This is a genomic window from Rhizobium sp. 01T417 (assembly GCF_056398905.1).
Genome location: NZ_JBFTQH010000039.1, coordinates 101,080 through 120,429 on the forward strand (window position 1 = coordinate 101,080; position 19,350 = coordinate 120,429).

Here is a 19,350-nt window from a genome sequence, read left to right on the forward strand (position 1 = left end):
ACGACATTGCGCATATTGCTGGTGGAAGACGACCAGATTCTCGGCTCGTCATTGACACGTGCGTTTGAAAAGCACGCCTACGGTGTCGATTGGTTTCGCGACGGCGAAGCCGGCCTTTTATCGCGGCGCGACAACGAGTACGCCGCCATGGTGCTGGATGTGAATCTTCCGGCGATGAGCGGCTTTGACGTCGTGCGTTCACTTCGTGCGCGAGGCGACGGAATTCCCATTCTGCTGCTGACCGCTCTGGACGGCGTCAAGCATCGTGTCGAAGGTTTGGACGAGGGGGCCGACGACTATCTCATAAAGCCTTTCGACCTTGACGAATTGCTCGCGCGGCTGCGCGCGCTCATTCGACGGCGAGACGGCCGGGTGGAGCCGACGATCCGATGTGCGGACGTTGAGCTCGATCCCGCGGCCATGGTTGCCCGACGGAACGGAACGCATTTGCACATGCCGGCGAAGGAATTTCATCTGCTTCGCCTTCTTATGGAGCGCAGCGGTCGATATGTCACGAAGGCCGATATCGAATACGCGCTCTATGACGCCGAATCGGCGGTGGAGAGCAACACGATCGAGGTGACTATCTACAGTCTTCGAAAGAAACTCGGCACAGATTTTATCAAATCGATCCGCGGCGTGGGTTATATGATCGAGCGGACGACGCCGTGACGCTAAGCCTAAGACTTTTCCTGAGAATTCTACCCACCGTGATCATAACGATCGCTATTGTCGGGGTATTTGCATACAGAAGCGCCACACGCGAAATCAGCAACATCTATGACGCACAACTGATCAATGACGCCAATGTCATCTGGTCGCTGCTCAATCGTCCGTTAACGCGATCGGCTCAGAAGCCGACGTTCCAGATCCCTGATCTTGATTTCAACATGGATAATCAGCTCGCGCTGAATGAGGATGCGGACGATTACGCCGATGCTCATTCCTTTCGCTCATGGAGGGGGGATGATCTGGCTATTGTCAGCAGCAATGCCTTCCCCAAGACCGTCAAGCGGTTCGAGGAGGGGTTCTCAGACTACCAGTACGATAATGAGCTGTGGCGCGTCTATTCATTGCCAATTCCAGACGCGAAAATCACGATCGAGGTCGCGGAGAAGATTGGTCTCAGGCAAGGGCTCGTCGAAAAAATCCTGTTGAACCTCTCGTTTCCGCTGCTGGTTCTGATCCCCGTCATCGCGGTTCTGATTTGGTTGGGTATTGCCAGCGGACTGAGCAATATTCGCGGTCTTGTCCGTCAGATCAGATCTCGCACGCCGGACGATCTTTCCACCATTTCGACGCAGCGTCTTCCAAAGGACCTTGTGCCACTGGCAACGGCCTTGAACAACCTCCTGGAGAAGCTCGGTCGGTCGCTCACCATGGAACGTAGGTTCTCTGACCTTGCCGCTCACCAGCTCCGAACCCCGCAGGCAGGCATCAAGCTGCTGCTTCAGCTGCTTGCGCGTGCCGACTCGAGCGAAGAGCGGCAAGCGCTGCTGAAGGACCTGACGTCCAGCAATGAGCGCGCCATGCATATGACCGAGCAACTGCTGGGGCTCGCGCGTGTAAGCCATCAGCCGGTCCAATTGGAAACGGTCAACCTTCAAAACGTCACCGCCTCCTCAGTCGCGGACTTCGGAGGTGTCCTCGACAGTCGCGGCTTCGCGCTCGAGTTGGACGGCAACGATCATGCCCTCGTTCACACCGATGCGTCGCTGCTTCGCGTGATGATCGACAACGTGCTCGACAATGCCATCAAGTATTCGCCCACGGGCAGCAAGATCGACATAAGGATCGAGGACCGACCAAAGCGCTGGCTTCTTTCCGTAAGCGACCAGGGCCCGGGGATTGCCCCCGAGCAACGCCAGGCGGCATTCCAGCGCTTCAACCGCCTGCATGCCAGCGATCGAGATGGCACGGGACTCGGACTACCTATTGTCGCCGATATCGCACGCAGGCTGGAAATTGAGATCAGCCTGCTGGTCCCCACCTGGGGTGCCGGATTACGATTCGAGATGGCGATCCCAAAGCCCTAGGCACACAGTATAAGCGTAAAAATCTTACGGGAATCGCAAATTCTGCAGATTTCAGTTTGGCTTCATCTTGGTCTAATCCTGCCTTCAGCTTGCGACGCTACACGCTCCTTCACACGATAGAAGGAGAGCCTGATGCAGGCATTCTGCGATTTCGACGGGACCATTTCGAGTGAAGACGTAACAGACTTAGTACTTGAGCGCTTTGCGCCTCCCCAGTGGCGGGACATCGAGAAGGAGTGGGTAGAGGGGCACATAAGCTCCGCCGAGTGCATGCGCCGCCAGATCGCGCTGGTCCGTACGACAATCAGTGGTCTCAACAGGCTACTCGACGACGTGGAAGTCGACCCGGACTTTGCTTCATTCAAACACTTCTGCGACGCTAACGGCATTCGCCTCACGATCGTGAGCGACGGCGTCGATTACTTCATCAAGCGTGTCTTGGCCAACAACGGTCTGTCCGACGTCAAGGTTGTGGCAAACCGACTGGTCATCCACGCCGAAGCGGGACCGGCGTCCTTTTCCCTTGCCACACCGTTTGCAAGCCCGCGCTGTGAAGCCGGTGCGGGCGTATGCAAATGCGCCGTTCTGGATGGGGCCGACAGCTGTTTTTACGTGGGCGATGGCCGCAGCGATTTCTGTGCGGTGCAAGAAACGCCCCTCGTCTTCGCCAAGGCGAAACTTGCCACCTACTGCGAACAGAACCGCATTCCCTTTACCTCCTACGACAACTTCGCTGACATTCTCACCGCTGTCGAAGCCATCGTCAAAAACCCGTCAAGGCAGCCATTCTGGATGCCGATGACGCAATCTGCATGACAAGAGGATACCTATGCGCTCATCTCTGAAGCTCGCCGCCAATTCCGATGCCGTTTCATCAGAGGAACAGCTAAGGGAACTGGAGGCAACATATTGCTCCCACGGCGATACCGTACATTACACGGACAAGCCCAAGTTCTTCGAATCCTGTGAGGGGTCGTTTGTCTTCGACGCGGCTGAAACGCCGTTTCTTGATCTTCAAATGTGGTATTCGGCGGTCAATTTTGGATACCGCAACGAACGCCTCAATACAGTGGCACATCGGCAGCTTGATCGCCTGCCGCAGGTCGCCTCTCAATATCTGCATCGCGAAAAGGTCGAACTGGCGACACTCATTGCTCAGGATGCCGAACGAAAATTCGGGCACAAGGGCCGCGTCCATTTCAACGTTGGTGGCTCGCAAGCGGTAGAGGATTCGCTGAAGATCGTTCGCAATTTCACGGGCGGCAAGAGCCTTATGTTCGCTTTCGAAGGCGGATATCACGGTCGGACGTTGGGGGCGACTTCGATCACATCAAGCTACCGCTATCGCCGCCGGTATGGCCACTTTGGCGAACGTGCGCAGTTCATCGAGTTTCCATATCACTTTCGGGGCCCGAAGGGGATGTCGAAGGAGGAGTACGGACATTATTGCGTGCGCAAGTTCGCACGCCTTTTTGAGAGCGAATACAATGGTGTGTGGGATCCGAAGGCGGGTAAGTCCGAGTATGCGGCGTTCTACATAGAGCCGATTCAGGGCACTGGCGGTTACGTCATTCCACCGATGAACTTTTTTAGCGAATTGAAGAAGGTTCTGGACGAACATGGCATTCTGCTGGTGGTCGATGAAATTCAGATGGGCGTTTACCGAACCGGTAAGCTCTGGTCGATCGAGCATTTTGACGTCGCGCCAGATGTTCTGGTTTTTGGCAAGGCCATTACGAATGGTCTGAACCCATTGTCTGGAATCTGGGCAAAGGAGGCGTTGATCAATCCCACAATCTTCCCGCCGGGATCCACTCATTCGACCTTTGCAAGCAATCCTATGGGAACGTCCGTCGCATTGGAAACACTGAAGATGGTCGAAGAGACCGATTTCGGTACGAGTGTGATGCAAAAGGGCGCTCATTTCCTGGAGGGGCTGAAGGATCTCCAGTCGCAGCACTCGATCGTCGGTGAAGTCGACGGACTTGGCCTTGCGTTGCGTTTGGAGATCTGCAGACCCGATGGGTTCACTCCCGACAAGGCCACCCTCGACTGGATGTGCGACGAGGGCATGAAGGGAGACCTCATCACCAACGGAAGGAAATACGGGCTCGTTCTTGATGTCGGTGGTTACCACAAGAACGTCATCACGCTCGCACCGAGCTTGCTGATCTCACATGAGGAAATTGAACTGGCAATCGAATTGCTGGGACAGCTCCTCTCACGTGCGGAGCGGAGATAGCGTCTTGCAACTCCTCCTCCTTCATCTCGACGATGCCCTGGAGTTGCAACCGGATTTTGTCGATTGCTGCGTGAGTGCGGGAGCGCGCGAATTCAACGACAAGGCCATCGGGCGTGAAGTCCGGCTTTGGGGGCGCCAGTCATCGCTTGACGCGCTGTGGCGTGACATCGCCATAGCGCACCCGCACAGCCGCAGAAAACCGCGGCTGTGTTTGATGGGGTCGGGTGATTTCCATCATGTGTCGGCATTGTTGCTCGGGCTTGCGCTTGAGCAGCAATCAAAGCCGGTTACGGTCATTCATCTCGACAACCATCCGGATTGGGTTCGTTTCGAAGGCGGCATCCATTGTGGTTCGTGGGTCAACAGCGCTCTGGCTAACCCGTTGGTCGCCAAGGTCATAACGGTCGGTGTCTGCAGCAGCGATCTTCGCTCACCGGAGCGAAAGGGAGCCAACCTCTTGCCGTTGGCAAATGGGCGTCTCGAGCTCTACCCATTTGCGCACCCGCCAAGCCGCGTGAGAGCCGTATATGGATCGGGACCAAGCTTCGAACAGCTATGTGGTTCACTGCACTGGAAGTCGATCGTCGAGTTTGGCGAGGCCAACTTCCTTGATCGGTTGCTCGCCCGTATCAAGACCGAGGCCGTGTATGTGACGATCGACAAGGACGTTCTTTCCGCGGCCGACGCGGTGACAAATTGGGACCAGGGCTCCATGCGGCTGCCGTATGTCCTCTGGTTGATAAGCAACATTGCTGAGCGCCATCGCATCATTGGCGCGGACGTTACCGGGGACTACTCGGCGCCCAAATACGGGGGTGGCCTGTGGGCAAGAGCGATCAAACGCGCCGAAGCGCTGATTGATCAACCCCTCCAGCGTTCTAACCTTCAGTCAAGCAGGAATATCAACAGCTCGGCTAACCTTGCTCTGATGGAAGTCCTAGAGGAGGGAATGCAATGAAGGGCGATCTAAGCCTACCAATGGCCGGTGCCATCGCATTCTGCGTCGTGGCGGAGACGGGCAGGGAAATCTGCTTCAAATGCGGTGCGGCAGCTGAACTGACGACTGCCTTGAAGAAGCCGGTCATATGGCTTGGCCTCGTGTTGTGGTCCGTTGAGCTCGGCATGTGGACGATCGTGCTTGGACATGTGTCGTTGTCCACTGCGTTCCCCCTGATGGCGTCCAGCTACGCATCGATTGCCTTGGCGGGGGCGCTCATCTTCAAGGAACCGATCAATAGTCATCGCGCGGTTGGGCTCGCTCTTGTGACCGCCGGCGTGATTTGCGTTGGAGTGACTGGGCTATGAAGATTTTTGCGCATTCGAAGTGGGACCTGATGCCGGTTCTCGCGGCAATCGCTCACCTGGCATTCAACCTCTATCTCATTATTGGTTTTGAAAGTCGCATGTTGTGGATGTCCGCTGTGCTGGGTGTGCTTTATGCCGTCTCCATTTCCTGGAACATCAACAGCATATCGCACAACTTCATCCATACCCCGTACTTCAAGCCTAAATGGATAAACTATGGTTTCAGTCTGCTGGAGTCGGTCACGATCGGCTTCTCCCAATCCTATTATCACTGGGTACACATGCGTCATCATTCCGGCAACAGCGATAGGCCGGACCATGCGGGCAACACTGTCGACCTGCTTTCGATCTACAAATACGGCAAGAATGGTCAGCCCGAAAACGTGCTTTCCTATACATTCCTGAGCTTCTTTCGGGACGATCTCGGTGAGATCCACCGAGCCATTGCCAGCAAACGGCCGGGGTTTGCCCGATGGGCTAGGTTTGAATTAGCAGCATTCGTCTTGATGGTAGTGCTCGCGCTGATTTACGACTGGCGGGCGACATTCTTCTTCGTGCCCTTCTACTATTTCGGCAACTGCCTTTCGGCTCTGAACGGCTATTACGAGCATCTGAATGGTGATCCCGACGAGCCGATCGCCTGGGGGGTCAGTAGCCACAAGGGCTTCTATAACTGGCTCTGGTTCGGGAACGGTTATCACGCCGAGCATCACTATCGGCCCAAGACACATTGGACGAAGCTGAAAGAGCTGCACGAGCGGATCAGAGCAGAACAGGTCGCGGCGGGAACGCACGTAATCGGGACCTGTCATGCGCTCGGCTTCATGGCCCGGGAAAATCGCCGCGTGGAGACAACGCATGTCAGCTGATCGGTTAAGCTTTCATCTCGAAGGCACCAACGGCAAGGGGGTGTTGCTGATCCATGGATTGACCGGCGCACCCGCCGAGATGCGGCTCGTGGCCCGTCAGTTCCACAAGAAAGGCTACAGCGTCTTTGCACCTTTGCTGGCCGGTCACGGCGACAGCGAAGCCGCACTGCGCCGGTCGCGATGGGAAGATTGGCTGGAAAGTGTCCAGGCAAGCGCAAGTTGGCTCGCGTCCACCGTGGACACGGTTTTCGCTGCAGGTATCTGCGTAGGCGGAAAACTGGCCATGATGGCTGCGGATCGTAACCCTGGATCGATCGACGCAGTCGCGGTTTATTCGCCCTGCTTTCACTACGACGGTTGGGATGTTCCGCGCTACTACGCGCTCTTTTCCCCGCATATCAGGTGGATCTCGCTGATTCCGTTTATCGATCGTCTGAATTTCCGTGAAACCACGTCGCTCGGCATTAAGGACGAGCGCATGCGTCGAATGGTCTCCAACATGATCGGCGAGGGGATGCTGGAAACATTTCCCGGCCGCGGGCTCATCGAAATGCATGAGCTTGGGCGAAGCCTCAAGGCAAGGCTGCCCAAGATGAAAACGCCCACACTCGTCCTTCATTCGCTGCAGGACGATCTAAGCGGCCCGGATCACGCGCGCTACATCGCAGCTCATCTTGGAGGGCCATCCGAGCTGCGCTGGCTTGATGACAGCTACCACATGATTCATGTCGATCGCCAACACCGCGAGGTCGTGACCATGACCGCTGATTTCTTCGAGGCCAATCATGCTGGCGTCTAACCCAATCGTGGCTGCGAACCCTGGCGATCCATACAAAGCGACTGTTGCGCACAGCATTCGCGAAATCGGGCGCGACGCCTGGAATGCCTGCTTTCCCCACGAGGTCGAAACATACGACTATCTTGAGGCGGTCGAGAACGCTGGTATCGAGGGCTTCTCGTGGTGCTATGTCGTTGTTTACGACGGGCCGGATGTCATGGCCACGATGCCGGCGTTCCTATGCAATTACGGCATGGAAACGACGTTGCCGGCGGGTGTCTTCCATGCAGTTATCGAGCGTGTCCGCAAGGTCTACCCCGGCTTCCTGAAATTGCGCCTTGCCTGCCTCGGTTCACCCTGCACGGAGACGGGTGCCATTGGATTCAGCCCGCGCGTCCCGACAGGCGGGCGCGAAGAGCTGCTCCAACGATTGCTCAAGGCTTTCCATGACCATGCGGCGTCCCAGCGGTGTTCCTTGACCGCGCTGAAAGACATTCCCAAACCACTCGATCCTGTTGTCGACGATGTGCTCAAGGGGCACGGCTACGCGATGGCCGGCGGGATGGCAACGGCACACCTCGATATCGATTTCGACAGTACCGATGTCTATCTCGCGCGGCTTTCCTCGGGGACACGCAAGGACATGCGCCGAAAGCTGCGCATGCGCGAACACGTCCGGATCGAATATCGCAGCGAGCTCGACGGCGTGCTGGAACGAGTGGCTACCCTTTATCGACAGACGCGCGAGCGAAGCGAATGGCAATTCGAAGAGCTTACGCCGGATTACTTCCGGGGGGTTCTGACAAAGATGAGAGGACGCTCATTCTGCGCACTGTATTTTGTCGGCGACGAACTACTGGCCGCTAATCTCCTGATCCACAATGGATACGCCCTCGTGGACAAGTTCTTCTGCATGGATGCGGATCGGGGAAGGTCGTTCAATCTCTATTATCTGAGCTGGTTCACCAATATCGAATACTGCCTTCGCCACGGAATCCGGCGGTATCAAAGCGGTCAGGCCTATTATGCAAACAAAGTTCGTTTGGGCAGCAAGCTAACGTCCAACGTCATGCTGTTTCGCCACCGCAACCGGGCCGTTCAATCGATCCTTCAGCTTGCTGCTGCGCTTCTTAGTCCGGGCGAAGAGGGAGGTGGCGGTTGAAGAGCGTTCGGCCCATCTGGCTTGTCGTTCCGATCCTGAACGTGCTTCAGCAGCTTTTCATCAAGCGAGCGGCCGAAGATTTGCAGGCGTCAACCTCAAACTGGATCATCGGAATGCTGTCTTCGCACTGGCTTGTCGCAGCAGTCATCGCTGAAGCTCTGTGTTTTTTCGTGTGGCTGCGGGTCTTGGCAGAGTTGGAGCTCAGCAAGGCATTTCCGCTTTCGGCCTTGAGCTACGTCCTGATCATGGCCGTTGCTTTCTTTGTTTTCTCGGAGAATGTTTCTTCGATGCAACTCATCGGAAGTTGTCTTGTATTGTCGGGAATATGGTGCATTGTTGCGCACCCAGGTCGCGTTCGGTGAAAGCACTCACCGGCGCTGTCAGAAACTCACACTGAACGACTTGCTGAGAGAAACGCCAATGATGTTTTGGTTGCGGCTGCCCAAATCCGACGTGATCGGGCTTGCCGCCGCATCGCCTACAAGCCGATCGAAGCGGTCGTAGACCTGGAGGCTCCACGTGGGGCTGAAGTCGTAGGTTGCCGAGACAGACAGCCCTACGGACTTGAAGCCACTGCTTGCATCAAACGATGCCAAACTGCCGTTTCGCGCCGCTTCGTCGGAGGTGACAGAGAAGTACTTTCGCATGAACGCCCCGTTGCCATAGGAGACGCGTGGGCCGACCGACAGTGTCCATTTTTCGTTCAGCGGCTGGAACCAGTCCACCCCAAGGTCGAGCTCTAGGCCGCTTCCGTTCGAAACCGCCTGCCGCGCTTCCGTCCTGAAACGCAACTGGTCGGGCACCGCCCAATACTGCGCAAAGAGCCCAAGATCTACGTCCCAACGAACATCATGAAGTCCGGCAAGTCTTCTGTCGTCGGATTGAGAGCGACCGTCGCGAAAACCGAGGGCAGGGCCGATTTCAATGCCGCCGAGATCGATGAGTCCATAGCTGATGCTGTCGTCGGGAGCACTGTTTTCGTCCGGCTCGTCGAACCGCCTTATGTCGAAGGAAGGAAGGGCGCTGAAGGCGTCGTGACCAGAACCCGGAAACTTGGGGCCATATTCGACCGCGCCACCAAGCGTGATGACAAAGGTCGATGGAGACGAGGCTGTTGGTGCTGAAGCATCGGCGGCAAAGGCATTTTGCGAGACGACTGCCCAAAAGGCCGTTGCACCCGTGAATAAGCCGGTGGCTGTCTTACGCAAAACTGTGACCCGCTTCATCGTTTAGTTTCAGCATATTGCCGCAAGGGTGCTGTTCACAAGCGCAATCATAAGCCGCGCCACGGCCTGCGTTTGCGCATTGGTTGCCTGTGGCTCTCTATCGGCGGATTATTCGTCGCGGAGCTTGTTGATATCGTTGGCGAAGAGGGCTCGCCGCGAAGCTTGCGCGGCGCTCTCAATGCCCTCAAGCTTACAAATTCGTAATCTCAGTGAAAGGCGGCAGTAGGCATTCCACCGTGGCTCCGAGTTATCATGGTTTCGTGATATTGGATCCCAGACCTTTCGATAAGCTGTCGGCAACTATACGGATTAGTAAATTTTGACCGGCATCACCGATCGTGCGACGTCGTGAAGCGAACATGACCTTGCTCTTCCATTGCTTAGATGAATTGCGTAGCGACAGGACCGGAGGAAGGCAGAGCTGGTTTGAGGTCGTAACAATTTCCCGGCGCTGCGAAGGCAGGCGGCGTATCAAGCCGCGGGGCGTTATCACGAGAGCTTACAGATTCGTATAAATACAGCGAACCGTCCGTAAACTAGCGATCCTAAAATGGGGCGTCCCTTGATATGAAAGATCGCATCCATGAGCAACATCGCTACCAATAGGGCCCGGACGATCCTTGCGGCCGTGCTTTTCTCGGCTGCTTGCCTTGGCTTTGTTCCACCCTTTGCCACCGGTTCGCAAGCCTTGTCCGCCGAAAAGGCCGTTCAGGCGGAAAAGAACCCCCCGGGTGACATTCCCGATACGCAGGTTTTCATCGACTACGCGTCGTCCCAAGGCTTCGCTATGAAGGTCCCTGAAGGTTGGGCGCGTTCCGATCGCGCCGACGGCGCGAGTTTCGTCGATAAGCTGGATGGTGTGATCGTCAAGGTTTCGAAGGCCGCCGTCGCGCCGACTGTCGAGAACGTCAAGGCAAATGAAGTGCCCAATCTCAAGACCACCGAGCGAGCTGTGACGGTAGCATCGGTCAATGCCGTGAAGCTGCCGGCGGGCTCAGCGATCCGCATCGTCTATACGTCGAACTCGGAACCCAACGCCGTGACCAACAAGCAGATTCGGCTGGAGAACGAGCGCTATCTCTACTTCAAGGACGGAAAGCTGGTCACACTCGAACTCTACGCACCGAAGGGCGCGGACAATGTCGATCAGTGGCAATTGATGTCCCAGTCGTTCCAGTGGAAGTAGGGAGCCTGGATGTCCTTGCTGGTTGCGCATGAACTTTACCGCTTCTTCCACACAGGCGAGGACGAGACGTTTGCGCTGCGCGGCGTTTCCCTATGCCTGTCACCGGGCGAGTTTGTAGCCTTGATGGGGCCCTCCGGCAGCGGCAAGTCCACGCTACTGTCATGTCTCACGGGATTGGACGAGCCCGATGGAGGGCATGTTGAGGTGTGCGGCATGCGCCTGACCCGGCAATCCGAGGCCGTACGGGCGCGCATCCGCGCCACGAGTTTCGGAATCTTGCTTCAGTCGGGCAATCTATTCGCGCACCTCAACGTGTCGCAAAACATTCACCTACAGATGCAATTGGCCGATAAGGCCGATCGTGCGCGCGTTGGTCAGTTGGTCGAGATGGTAGGGCTGCAGCATCGCGCGCATTCCTACGTCACGCAGCTTTCCGGCGGTGAAACGGCGCGGGCCGGTCTTGCCGTTGCGCTAGCCGCCAATCCGCCGATCCTTGTCGCCGACGAGCCCACGGCCGAAGTCGACGCCGACACGGAATCGCGACTGATCGAACATTTCGAAACCAGACGCCGCAACGGCCTCACTACCTTGCTTGCGACCCATAGCAGCGCATTGGCACGAAAGGCTGACAGGATCATCCGGTTGCACGATGGGAGGGTGGAGGGTGACTGACATCCTGACGATCTGCCGGAAAATCTGCCGGACCTTTTCAAGCGGCGACGAGCGCCTGTCCGTGTTGCGCGATGTGGACTGCGAGATCCGGGAAGGTGATCGTATCGTCCTGGCGGGCCCTTCGGGTTCAGGCAAGACCACCTTGCTGCATATTCTTGGCGGACTGGACCACCCGACGAGTGGCGAGATTGAATGGCCGGGCTTAGGCACTATCGAACAGCTTCGTCCACGCCGGATTGGCGTCGTGTTCCAGTCGCCCAGCCTTTTTCCGGCCTTGACGGTGGCACAGAATCTCGACCTGCCGGCGATCCTCGCCGGACAGCGTTCCGTATCCGACCGCAGCGACGCGCTTTTGTCCTTCTTCGGTCTTGGAGGGCTTGCAGACAAGCTGCCGGAGGATCTGTCGGGCGGTCAGGCGCAAAGGGTCGCGATGGTGCGCGCCCTGGCCCTTCGACCGAAACTCGTCCTGGCCGATGAGCCGACCGGACAGTTGGACGGTGTCACGGCGCAGCTCTTCGTGGACAAAGTGCTGGAGTACCTTGAGGCGATCGGGGCAACCCTCGTCGTTGCCACACATGACGAAGCGATTGCGGCGCGGATGCGGTTTCGTTGGACAATACAGCATGGCCGGCTTACCCGCAGCGAAATGAAAGCAGTGGCGTGATGTTTGTTCTGTGGATCAGAGGCGTACTCGGCCACCGGCCCACCCGCGTTGTGGGCTCAGCGTTAGGAATTGCGCTGACGGTGGCGCTTCTTGCCGTATTGGCGCTGTTCCTGGTAAGTGCAGGGTCATCCATGACCTCCCGTGCGATATCGACCGTGCCGATCGACTGGCAGGTCCAAGTTGTGACGGGCGCGAATCCGGACCTGATACGAAAGGCAATGGATCAAGCGACGCCCGCCCGGGTGGCGCACCTGGCTAGCTATGCCGATGTCGCCGGATTCGAAGCCAGCACCGGCGGCACTGTCCAGACGACCGGGCCGGGACAAGTGATCGCCTTCGACGACAACTATCTGCACGATTTCCCGATGGAAATTCGCTTCCTATCCGGCAATCGCGACGGCGTCCTCGTCGCACAGCAGACCGCAGCAAACCTGCATGTACGGCCTGGTGACAGCGTCGTGATCAAGCGGATAGGGCTTCCCCCGCTGACGGTGCAGGTCGCCGGGGTGATCGACCTCCCAGATGCGGATTCGCTGTTCCAGGCCGTGGGGCTGCCGCCGCAGGCGGCTCCGCAGGCGCCTCCGGACAACGTGCTGGTGCTGGCGCGGGTCGAGTGGGAACAAGCGTTCCATCTCCAGGCGACGGCGCGTCCTGATACCATCCGTCAACAGGTGCATGTGAAGCTTGCTCACGACGGCCTGCCAGCGGACCCCGTGTCGGCCTTCACGTTTGTCACCGGTGCCGCAAGAAACCTGGAAGCAAAAGTCGCGGGGCAGGCGCTCGTCGCAGATAATCTGGGCTCGCGCCTCGGGGCGGTGCGCGAGGATGCGCGCTTCGTTTCCGTGTTGTTTCTGTTTCTTGGCCTGCCGGGTATCGCGCTGGCCCTGGTTCTGACCTTCGCGATAACGTCATCAGGAGCTGCGCGCCGTCGCGTTGAGCAGGCGCTGTTGCGTGTTCGTGGCGCCGGCTCCCGTACGATCCTGATCTTATCCGCCGCCGAGGCGACGGTCGCCGCAGTCGCGGGCACCGTACTTGGAATTGCCGCAGCTTTATGGTTAGGCCCCTTAATGTCTGGGCAGAGTATGGCTCCGGGAGTGAGCGGTTCTATCCTGGGTCTTGTAGCCATTGCCGGACTCCTTTCAGGCTTTGGGGCCTATCTCTATCCTGCTTGGCGCGATATGCGCATGAGTACCGTCAGCGCGGCTCGACGCGTCGTGGACAAGCCCGGAGAGCCACTTTGGAAACTGCTTTGGTTGGACGGGGTGCTGCTTGTGGCAGCAGCTCTTTTCTTCTGGCAAGCGGAAAGCACCGGATACCAGATCGTGCTCGCGCCAGAGGGCGTCGCGGCAACCGCAGTAGACTACAATGCGTTCGTCTCGCCCGCCTTGTTCTGGCTTGGGCTGGCACTCCTGGCGCTGCGGCTGTCAAACAGCGTGATCGCGGGCAACGGTTCGCTTCTTCGAACCCTCATAAGGCCGGTCTGTGGTGCGCTCGCGCCAATCGTAGCCGCCGCATTGTCGAGGCAAGCCCGCCGGCTCACCGGAGGTATCGCGATGACCACGCTGGCAATCTCGTTCGCGGTTTCGACATCGACCTTCAATTTCACCTACAATGCACAGGCGCGTGTTGATGCAGAGCTCACCAACGGTGCCGATGTCACCGTATTCGGCACGTCAGAAAGGCCCGCCGACACGCATCTGGCCGCGCTCGCGGCCTTGCCGGACACCGCGGCGGCCGAACCGATGCAGCATCGCTTCGCCTATGTCGGCACCGATCTTCAGGATCTCTTTGGTGTAGATCCCCAGCACGTTGGGCGTGCAACGAGTCTTTCGGACGCCTTTTTCAGCGGTGGCAACGCCGCAACGATACTCGCCAAACTGGCCGCGACACCAGACGGGGTGCTCGTGTCGGAGGAAACGGTTCAGGATTTCCAACTGCAGCAGGGCGACGTGATCAACCTTCGGCTGATGGATGCCCGAGATCGTCAGTATCATCCGGTACCATTCAGGTTCATCGGAGTGGCACGCGAGTTTCCGACCGCGCCAAAAGACTCTTTCCTTGTGGCCAATGCCCGCTACGTTGCGGAAAGGACGGGCTCGAAAGCGTCAGAATATGTATTGATGCGCGCCAAGGGCGACCCGGCAATTCTGGCCTCGCGGGCTTCGTCCCTCCTTGCAAACGATCCGTCCATGAAAATCACCGATATCAGTCAGGCGACGCACCTAATCGGTTCGAGCCTGACGGCTGTCGATCTCGCCGGCTTGACGACGATCGAGCTGGCATTCGCCGTCATGATGGCCGCCGCAGCTGGCGGTTTGATGTTGGCGCTTGGGCTCTTCGAGCAGCGGAGGAACTTCGCCATTCTGAGCGCCATCGGCGCTACGCGTTCGCAGCTGTCGGCTTTTCTGTGGAGCGAAGGGCTCCTCGTTGTTGTTCTGGGGATTATTTTCGGTCTGGTATCCGGCCTTGCGGCAGCCTTGATGCTGGTGAAACTGCTGACGGGCGTATTTGATCCACCACCCGATGCTCTATCGATACCGTACGGCTATCTGGGGATCGTCCTTTTCCTGGTGGTCGCGGCTGTCGTCGTGGCGGTGATCGCCGCAAGACCGCCACAAGGGCATGACGTAGAGTATCTCAGGGATTTTTGAGCCTCTGGGTGTGTGCCCTAACCCCTTCGCCGCCACACTTACCGATCTGTAAGCTTCCAGAAATGCGCCCGTAAGCAAAGCGGACCAAGCTGTGTCAGTCGTCTCTATGCGGGGGTGCCTGAAAGGGCTGTGTTGGTGGCCGCCCCGGACCCGTCGGGACAAAGATGCTAGAGGACAGGAGTTGAGATATGCTGAAACACATCATCGCCATAGCATTGATTCTGGCGGCGTCGACAATAGCGGGCCTCGCGAAGGAACTGACGGGCACCGTCAAGGCGATCGACAAGAGCCATGACTCGATTACGATGACGGATGGCAAGACCTTTACTTTGCCTGAGGGCATCGAGGCCGAAACGCTTACGGTTGGGGAAAAGGTTAAGGTCGTCTATTCGGGCAAGGCGGGAAAATTGTTGGTGACAGCTATCCATGCGGTCCCATAGGCCCCCGTAACCAGCGGAACGCTCCGGCGACGTCGAGACAAGCAAGTTAGGAATACCGGTCTTGAGCCGTTCCCAAAACGACGAGCGGTCATGTGACTCTCTGATCGTGGTCGCGCAGACTTTCCGGATTTATCATCGGCGAGGTATGATGCTTGGACTTGGTAAATCCTTAGGGAGAACACAGGAGCCGGACGATGACGAGCATACGAATTTCGCAGTGCGTCTGACATGGGCGCGACATCACGCCCAGGAACAACCGGTGTGGGGCAGTTTCTCGATCTTGCGCAGCAGCGCGATTGGATAGCGGGCAAGATCGACTTGTTGGACGCGGGCGAGCGCCCGGAATCCCTTGAACAGCGCTTCAAATATGTCGCTCGATTTGAGAAGCTCCTCAGTCGCCCGCAAGCGAGGCAACTGCTGGAGATTCTCGGGTTATACGGTCCAAACTGCATTCCGATCATGCGCAAGACCGAGCGCTACTACTGGTCGGTTTCCTGTCTGCCATCCACCTCGGACAAGCCGCTCATACGAGTCAATGCGAGCTGGATGGAGCTCTTCACGCTCTATGCCCACGGTGACGATATCCGCGCCCGAGTCATCGTGCATCTTTCGGATTTCACTACAGATGGTTCAGCAACGCCGAGCCGGGTGGACGAACACTTTCTCGAGCGAAGTGTCGCGATGCCAGAGCACGTCAGTTACTTCTTCCCGCGTGGTGCGGACATTCTCGGCATCAATGTGCGCGGCTCTGTCTCGATCCGCAAATTTCTCAGAAGCCGCCGCGTACTGAGCGCCATTCGCACGTTCAACCTGACGCACATGAACCGGGGGCGGAACGCCTATCAGGCGAGCCATTGCTACAGCGTTGCGGATTACATGCAGGCAGATTGAGGGGCACCGGTAAGCGATCGGTTCTCGAGGTCAATCCAACGTCCAGCACGCGCAAGTCCCTCGATCAGGCGCGCCCGGTCCAAGGCGCGGCAGCTTCTGCAATCATCTTTTCCGATTTCAGGTGACTGTCAGTAATGCCCTCCAAAACGCACATTTGCGTTGGAGAGGTAAAATTGACGAAAATGCCTGCATACATGAGCTCCTTGCGGCCGAAAATCGGCAGCATCCCGCTCTGCATACTTACAAGCTGCTACATCCTTGTTTTCTGCAACAACACATTCTGGCAAAAGGCGACGGACTATCTCGGGAGCGGCAGCGGTCCGCTTTGGGTGTTGTATCTCGCGATGCTGGCACTGTTTGTGGCCGCAATTACGCCCTTTTCGACCAAGTACCTCATCAAGCCCTTTCTGATCTTCCTTGTCCTTGTCGCCGCGGTGGCGTCCCACTTCACCGACACATTCGGGGTGGTCATTGACAGTGACATGATCCGCAACGCGATGGAAACAACTCCTGCGGAAGCGCACCATCTGATTAACTCCGACTTCGTTGTGCATGTCGCGGTTTTCGGTATCGTGCCGTCGCTGCTCATAATCTGGGCAAAGGTCGATCACCGTCCTTTCATGCGAAAGGTCTTCTGGAACCTTGCCGCGATCCTCACCTCTCTCGCCATCTTTGGGATCTGTGGTGTGACCTACTCGCGGGAATACACTGCAGCCGTCAGGGAACGACGGGACATCGCAAAGAGCTTCAATCCGGTTACGCCGATTGTGAGCACTGCACGCTACTTCATGAGTGCGGGAAAAGAGGCATCGCTCGTTGTTGAGACCGTCGGAGCAGATGCCAGGGTCAAGCCATCCACGGCACCGATCAACAAACCGAGGGTTACGATTATCGTGGCGGGGGAGACCGCCCGTGCAGAGAATTTCTCGCTCGGCGGATACCAAAGGGAAACCAATCCGCGGCTGAAGGCCGCAAACGTTATCTACTTCCCTAACACAACGAGCTGCGGCACGGCCACGGCGACGTCAATTCCGTGCATGTTCTCGCGGTTTACCCGATCGGAATTTACTCACGCCAAGGCCATGGCCAACGAGACGCTTGTAGACGTGTTAGCTCACGCTGGCATTGACGTTGCGTGGTTTGACAACAATACCGGGGACAAGGGAGTCGCCAGCCGGATCAAATACGTCGATCTGGCGAGTTCGAAGGATCCACGCTTCTGTCAGGACGGCGAGTGCCTGGATGGCATATTCCTGGACAAGCTTGACGACTGGCTGGACCACGTGAAAGGCGACAGTGTTTTAGTTCTTCACCAGTTAGGCAGCCACGGTCCCGCATACTATCTTCGGTATCCCGAACACCAGGGCAAGTTCGTTCCCGACTGCCGCACTCCGGAGCTTGGCAAATGCTCGACCGGGGAAATCGTCAACGCCTATGACAACTCGATCCTTTACACCGACTACTTCATTTCGACCGTCATCGATCGTCTCAAGGCTCGTTCGGACAAGATGGCCAGCGGCCTGATCTACATGTCCGACCACGGGGAGTCGCTCGGCGAAAAGGGGCTGTACCTTCATGGAGCACCATACATGTTCGCTCCCTCGCAGCAGACGCACGTGCCGTTCCTGACATGGTTTGACAACGACTTCACCAAATCGATGGATCTGGACACCGCGTGCCTCCGAAAAGAGGCGACGACCGCGACGTCTCACGACAACCTGTTTCACAGCGTGCTCGGCATGATGAATGTTGGAACATCCGTCTACGACAAACGGCTCGACGTGTTCGCAAAGTGCAGGAGTGGAAATTCTTGAACATCGTGACCATGCAACCGCAACAAAAAACATAGGAACGCGATCCGGTGAATGTGCTTGTCGTCGAAGACAACTTCGACATCGGGGACGCGGTATCGGCCCATGTGGTGGCCGATGGGCATCGCGTTGATTGGTGTGTGAGCCTCAAGGACGCTGCCTGTCGGCTCACATCGACGAAGTATGACCTGGTGCTTCTCGACCTACGCCTGCCGGATGGCAATGGCCTGTCGCTCCTTCAAGATATCCGAAGGGTAGATGACAAGACCCGAATTATCATCATGACGGCGCAGGACCAATACAGCGATCGACTCGCGGGAATGAAGGGAGGGGCGGACGATTTCCTCGTCAAACCTTTCGATCTTGACGAGCTTTCATCACGCATGAGGCGGGTTAAGCAATGATGCGTGCGAATGAGAATGCGCGTAAACGATTGGTCTCGAAAGTCGCCTATCGGGCGATACCCTTTGCGTTGCTGCTATTGGCTGCCGCGGCTCTCTTCCACTTCTCAGTTGAGGTAGGTGAGGGCGACACGCTGGCTTGGGACCAGGCGTTCCTACTATCTTTGAGGCACGCGGACGATGTTGCCCTGCCGCTCGGACCCGCCTGGATCACCACGGCGATGGTGAACTTTACGAGCCTCGGTGGCGTGGCCGTTCTTCTGTTCATCACGCTCACCACCATCGGTCTACTCTTGATTTCGCGCCGACCTGTGGAAGCCCTGTTCCTCTGTGTTGCGCTTGCCGGCGGCTGGCTTTCCAGCAACACCCTGAAGTTATGGGCCGCGCGGCCCCGCCCGAACGTAGTCACCCATTTGGTTGCGGTCGGCGACGCGAGTTTTCCAAGCGGCCACGCGATGGTTTCGGCGGCAACCTATCTGGCACTGGCAATTGTCGCGTGCCGGTTTCTGCGTGCGCCGGCTCAAAAGGCATATGTCTTCGTCATTGCCGGCGCCCTGATAGGCACCATAGGCCTCAGCCGAATTTACCTTGGCGTCCACTATCCGACCGACGTCGTCTTCGGATGGTGCGCGGGCTCCCTCTGGACCTTCGGGTCTTGGCTCTTATTCAGGCGATTTTTCCCATCACAAGCGTGACTAGCAACCCCTTTCAGGTAGCCGTCAGGCAACTGTGACCAGATCGCCGCGCGCCGGGTGTGCAGGGAAAAAGCACGCCCATTTGACATTGCTATATATTTGGAGCGGATATGACCGACCAGTCTAGCCGTCTTGTGCTGCATACGAATTCACGTGACGAGGTGTTTGCCGGCGAACGCAATGCTGTTGAGGATTTCTCGTTCAACTCCACCGTCGCGAATGTCTTCGATGACATGGTGAGCCGCTCTGTCCCGTTCTACGGAGAGATGCAGCGGATGGTTTGCGAGTTGGCCCGGGACTTTGCCCAGCCTCAGTCCAACC

Annotated in this window: 20 protein-coding genes and 1 pseudogene; 20 read left to right on the forward strand and 1 reads right to left on the reverse strand. The window is 57.5% G+C overall.

Going from position 1 to position 19,350, the window contains the following annotated elements; translation table 11 throughout:
* The first annotated feature begins 6 nt into the window (after positions 1–6).
* The 10 genes from AC1DPR_RS26380 to AC1DPR_RS26425 all read left to right on the forward strand — a co-directional run bounded on the left by AC1DPR_RS26380 (position 7) and on the right by AC1DPR_RS26425 (position 8,754).
* Positions 7–672: a response regulator transcription factor gene (locus AC1DPR_RS26380; RefSeq protein ID WP_477817489.1), complete on the forward strand. Its 666-nt coding sequence runs from the start codon at positions 7–9 to the stop codon at positions 670–672.
* Positions 669–2,036 (forward strand): ATP-binding protein, encoded by a 1,368-nt coding sequence (locus AC1DPR_RS26385; RefSeq protein ID WP_477817490.1) that lies wholly within the window; start codon positions 669–671, stop codon positions 2,034–2,036. Before AC1DPR_RS26380 ends, AC1DPR_RS26385 begins: the two co-directional genes overlap by 4 nt.
* Positions 2,037–2,168: 132 nt before the next feature.
* Positions 2,169–2,852 (forward strand): MtnX-like HAD-IB family phosphatase, encoded by a 684-nt coding sequence (locus AC1DPR_RS26390; protein WP_477817491.1) that lies wholly within the window; start codon positions 2,169–2,171, stop codon positions 2,850–2,852.
* Positions 2,853–2,865: 13 nt separating this feature from the next.
* Entirely contained in the window at positions 2,866–4,278 is a 1,413-nt protein-coding gene (locus AC1DPR_RS26395) for an aspartate aminotransferase family protein (protein WP_477817492.1), read from the forward strand.
* 4 nt (positions 4,279–4,282) lie between these two features.
* Entirely contained in the window at positions 4,283–5,236 is a 954-nt protein-coding gene (locus AC1DPR_RS26400) for an arginase (RefSeq protein ID WP_477817493.1), read from the forward strand.
* A complete protein-coding gene (locus tag AC1DPR_RS26405) occupies positions 5,233–5,583 on the forward strand; it encodes a DMT family transporter (protein ID WP_477817494.1) in 351 nt (116 codons plus the stop codon). The genes AC1DPR_RS26400 and AC1DPR_RS26405 overlap by 4 nt, the downstream gene beginning before the upstream one ends.
* Entirely contained in the window at positions 5,580–6,452 is an 873-nt protein-coding gene (locus tag AC1DPR_RS26410; protein WP_477817495.1) for a fatty acid desaturase family protein, read from the forward strand. Before AC1DPR_RS26405 ends, AC1DPR_RS26410 begins: the two co-directional genes overlap by 4 nt.
* On the forward strand, positions 6,442–7,251 hold the full coding sequence (locus AC1DPR_RS26415) for an alpha/beta hydrolase (protein WP_025659640.1): 810 nt from the start codon (positions 6,442–6,444) through the stop codon (positions 7,249–7,251). Before AC1DPR_RS26410 ends, AC1DPR_RS26415 begins: the two co-directional genes overlap by 11 nt.
* Positions 7,238–8,392 carry a peptidogalycan biosysnthesis protein gene (locus tag AC1DPR_RS26420; protein WP_477817496.1) on the forward strand — a complete coding sequence of 385 codons (1,155 nt, stop codon included), beginning with the start codon at positions 7,238–7,240 and terminating at the stop codon, positions 8,390–8,392. Before AC1DPR_RS26415 ends, AC1DPR_RS26420 begins: the two co-directional genes overlap by 14 nt.
* Positions 8,393–8,433: 41 nt before the next feature.
* The gene (locus AC1DPR_RS26425; RefSeq protein WP_477817497.1) at positions 8,434–8,754 is read left to right on the forward strand and encodes an EamA family transporter; all 321 of its coding nucleotides are present in this window, start codon (positions 8,434–8,436) and stop codon (positions 8,752–8,754) included.
* A gap of 18 nt (positions 8,755–8,772) precedes the next feature.
* On the opposite strand, the gene AC1DPR_RS26430 is transcribed toward AC1DPR_RS26425, so the two are convergent.
* Entirely contained in the window at positions 8,773–9,618 is an 846-nt protein-coding gene (locus tag AC1DPR_RS26430) for a MipA/OmpV family protein (protein WP_477817498.1), read from the reverse strand.
* Between the two features lie 583 nt (positions 9,619–10,201).
* On the opposite strand from AC1DPR_RS26430, the gene AC1DPR_RS26435 reads away from it, so the two are divergent.
* The 10 genes and pseudogenes from AC1DPR_RS26435 to AC1DPR_RS26480 form a co-directional block, all read left to right on the forward strand.
* Entirely contained in the window at positions 10,202–10,804 is a 603-nt protein-coding gene (locus AC1DPR_RS26435; RefSeq protein WP_477817499.1) for a hypothetical protein, read from the forward strand.
* Between the two features lie 9 nt (positions 10,805–10,813).
* Positions 10,814–11,476: an ABC transporter ATP-binding protein gene (locus AC1DPR_RS26440; protein WP_477817500.1), complete on the forward strand. Its 663-nt coding sequence runs from the start codon at positions 10,814–10,816 to the stop codon at positions 11,474–11,476.
* Positions 11,469–12,140: an ABC transporter ATP-binding protein gene (locus AC1DPR_RS26445; protein ID WP_477817501.1), complete on the forward strand. Its 672-nt coding sequence runs from the start codon at positions 11,469–11,471 to the stop codon at positions 12,138–12,140. Before AC1DPR_RS26440 ends, AC1DPR_RS26445 begins: the two co-directional genes overlap by 8 nt.
* Positions 12,140–14,791: an FtsX-like permease family protein gene (locus AC1DPR_RS26450; RefSeq protein WP_477817502.1), complete on the forward strand. Its 2,652-nt coding sequence runs from the start codon at positions 12,140–12,142 to the stop codon at positions 14,789–14,791. Before AC1DPR_RS26445 ends, AC1DPR_RS26450 begins: the two co-directional genes overlap by 1 nt.
* 188 nt (positions 14,792–14,979) lie before the next feature.
* Positions 14,980–15,231: a DUF1344 domain-containing protein gene (locus AC1DPR_RS26455; protein ID WP_477817503.1), complete on the forward strand. Its 252-nt coding sequence runs from the start codon at positions 14,980–14,982 to the stop codon at positions 15,229–15,231.
* A gap of 228 nt (positions 15,232–15,459) precedes the next feature.
* The gene (locus AC1DPR_RS26460) at positions 15,460–16,122 is read left to right on the forward strand and encodes a hypothetical protein (protein ID WP_477817504.1); all 663 of its coding nucleotides are present in this window, start codon (positions 15,460–15,462) and stop codon (positions 16,120–16,122) included.
* Positions 16,123–16,304: 182 nt separating this feature from the next.
* Complete coding sequence (locus AC1DPR_RS26465; RefSeq protein ID WP_477817512.1) at positions 16,305–17,936, forward strand: phosphoethanolamine transferase; 1,632 nt, start codon at positions 16,305–16,307, stop codon at positions 17,934–17,936.
* A gap of 47 nt (positions 17,937–17,983) precedes the next feature.
* Positions 17,984–18,337 (forward strand): response regulator, encoded by a 354-nt coding sequence (locus AC1DPR_RS26470; RefSeq protein WP_477817505.1) that lies wholly within the window; start codon positions 17,984–17,986, stop codon positions 18,335–18,337.
* On the forward strand, positions 18,334–19,029 hold the full coding sequence (locus AC1DPR_RS26475) for a phosphatase PAP2 family protein (RefSeq protein WP_477817506.1): 696 nt from the start codon (positions 18,334–18,336) through the stop codon (positions 19,027–19,029). Before AC1DPR_RS26470 ends, AC1DPR_RS26475 begins: the two co-directional genes overlap by 4 nt.
* A gap of 110 nt (positions 19,030–19,139) precedes the next feature.
* Positions 19,140–19,350: pseudogene (locus AC1DPR_RS26480) on the forward strand (carboxy-S-adenosyl-L-methionine synthase CmoA); the annotation flags it as partial.

Bases quoted from the DNA above. Each gene is read 5' to 3' on its own strand.
- AC1DPR_RS26455 (WP_477817503.1), top strand. From the start codon at position 14,980: ATGCTGAAACACATCATCGCCATAGCATTGATTCTGGCGGCGTCGACA.
- AC1DPR_RS26460 (WP_477817504.1), top strand. From the start codon at position 15,460: ATGGGCGCGACATCACGCCCAGGAACAACCGGTGTGGGGCAGTTTCTC.
- AC1DPR_RS26395 (WP_477817492.1), top strand. From the start codon at position 2,866: ATGCGCTCATCTCTGAAGCTCGCCGCCAATTCCGATGCCGTTTCATCA.
- AC1DPR_RS26420 (WP_477817496.1), top strand. From the start codon at position 7,238: ATGCTGGCGTCTAACCCAATCGTGGCTGCGAACCCTGGCGATCCATAC.
- AC1DPR_RS26465 (WP_477817512.1), top strand. From the start codon at position 16,305: ATGCCTGCATACATGAGCTCCTTGCGGCCGAAAATCGGCAGCATCCCG.
- AC1DPR_RS26410 (WP_477817495.1), top strand. From the start codon at position 5,580: ATGAAGATTTTTGCGCATTCGAAGTGGGACCTGATGCCGGTTCTCGCG.
- AC1DPR_RS26435 (WP_477817499.1), top strand. From the start codon at position 10,202: ATGAGCAACATCGCTACCAATAGGGCCCGGACGATCCTTGCGGCCGTG.
- AC1DPR_RS26415 (WP_025659640.1), top strand. From the start codon at position 6,442: ATGTCAGCTGATCGGTTAAGCTTTCATCTCGAAGGCACCAACGGCAAG.
- AC1DPR_RS26405 (WP_477817494.1), top strand. From the start codon at position 5,233: ATGAAGGGCGATCTAAGCCTACCAATGGCCGGTGCCATCGCATTCTGC.
- AC1DPR_RS26430 (WP_477817498.1), bottom strand. From the start codon at position 9,618: ATGAAGCGGGTCACAGTTTTGCGTAAGACAGCCACCGGCTTATTCACG.
- AC1DPR_RS26450 (WP_477817502.1), top strand. From the start codon at position 12,140: ATGTTTGTTCTGTGGATCAGAGGCGTACTCGGCCACCGGCCCACCCGC.
- AC1DPR_RS26475 (WP_477817506.1), top strand. From the start codon at position 18,334: ATGATGCGTGCGAATGAGAATGCGCGTAAACGATTGGTCTCGAAAGTC.
- AC1DPR_RS26390 (WP_477817491.1), top strand. From the start codon at position 2,169: ATGCAGGCATTCTGCGATTTCGACGGGACCATTTCGAGTGAAGACGTA.
- AC1DPR_RS26440 (WP_477817500.1), top strand. From the start codon at position 10,814: ATGTCCTTGCTGGTTGCGCATGAACTTTACCGCTTCTTCCACACAGGC.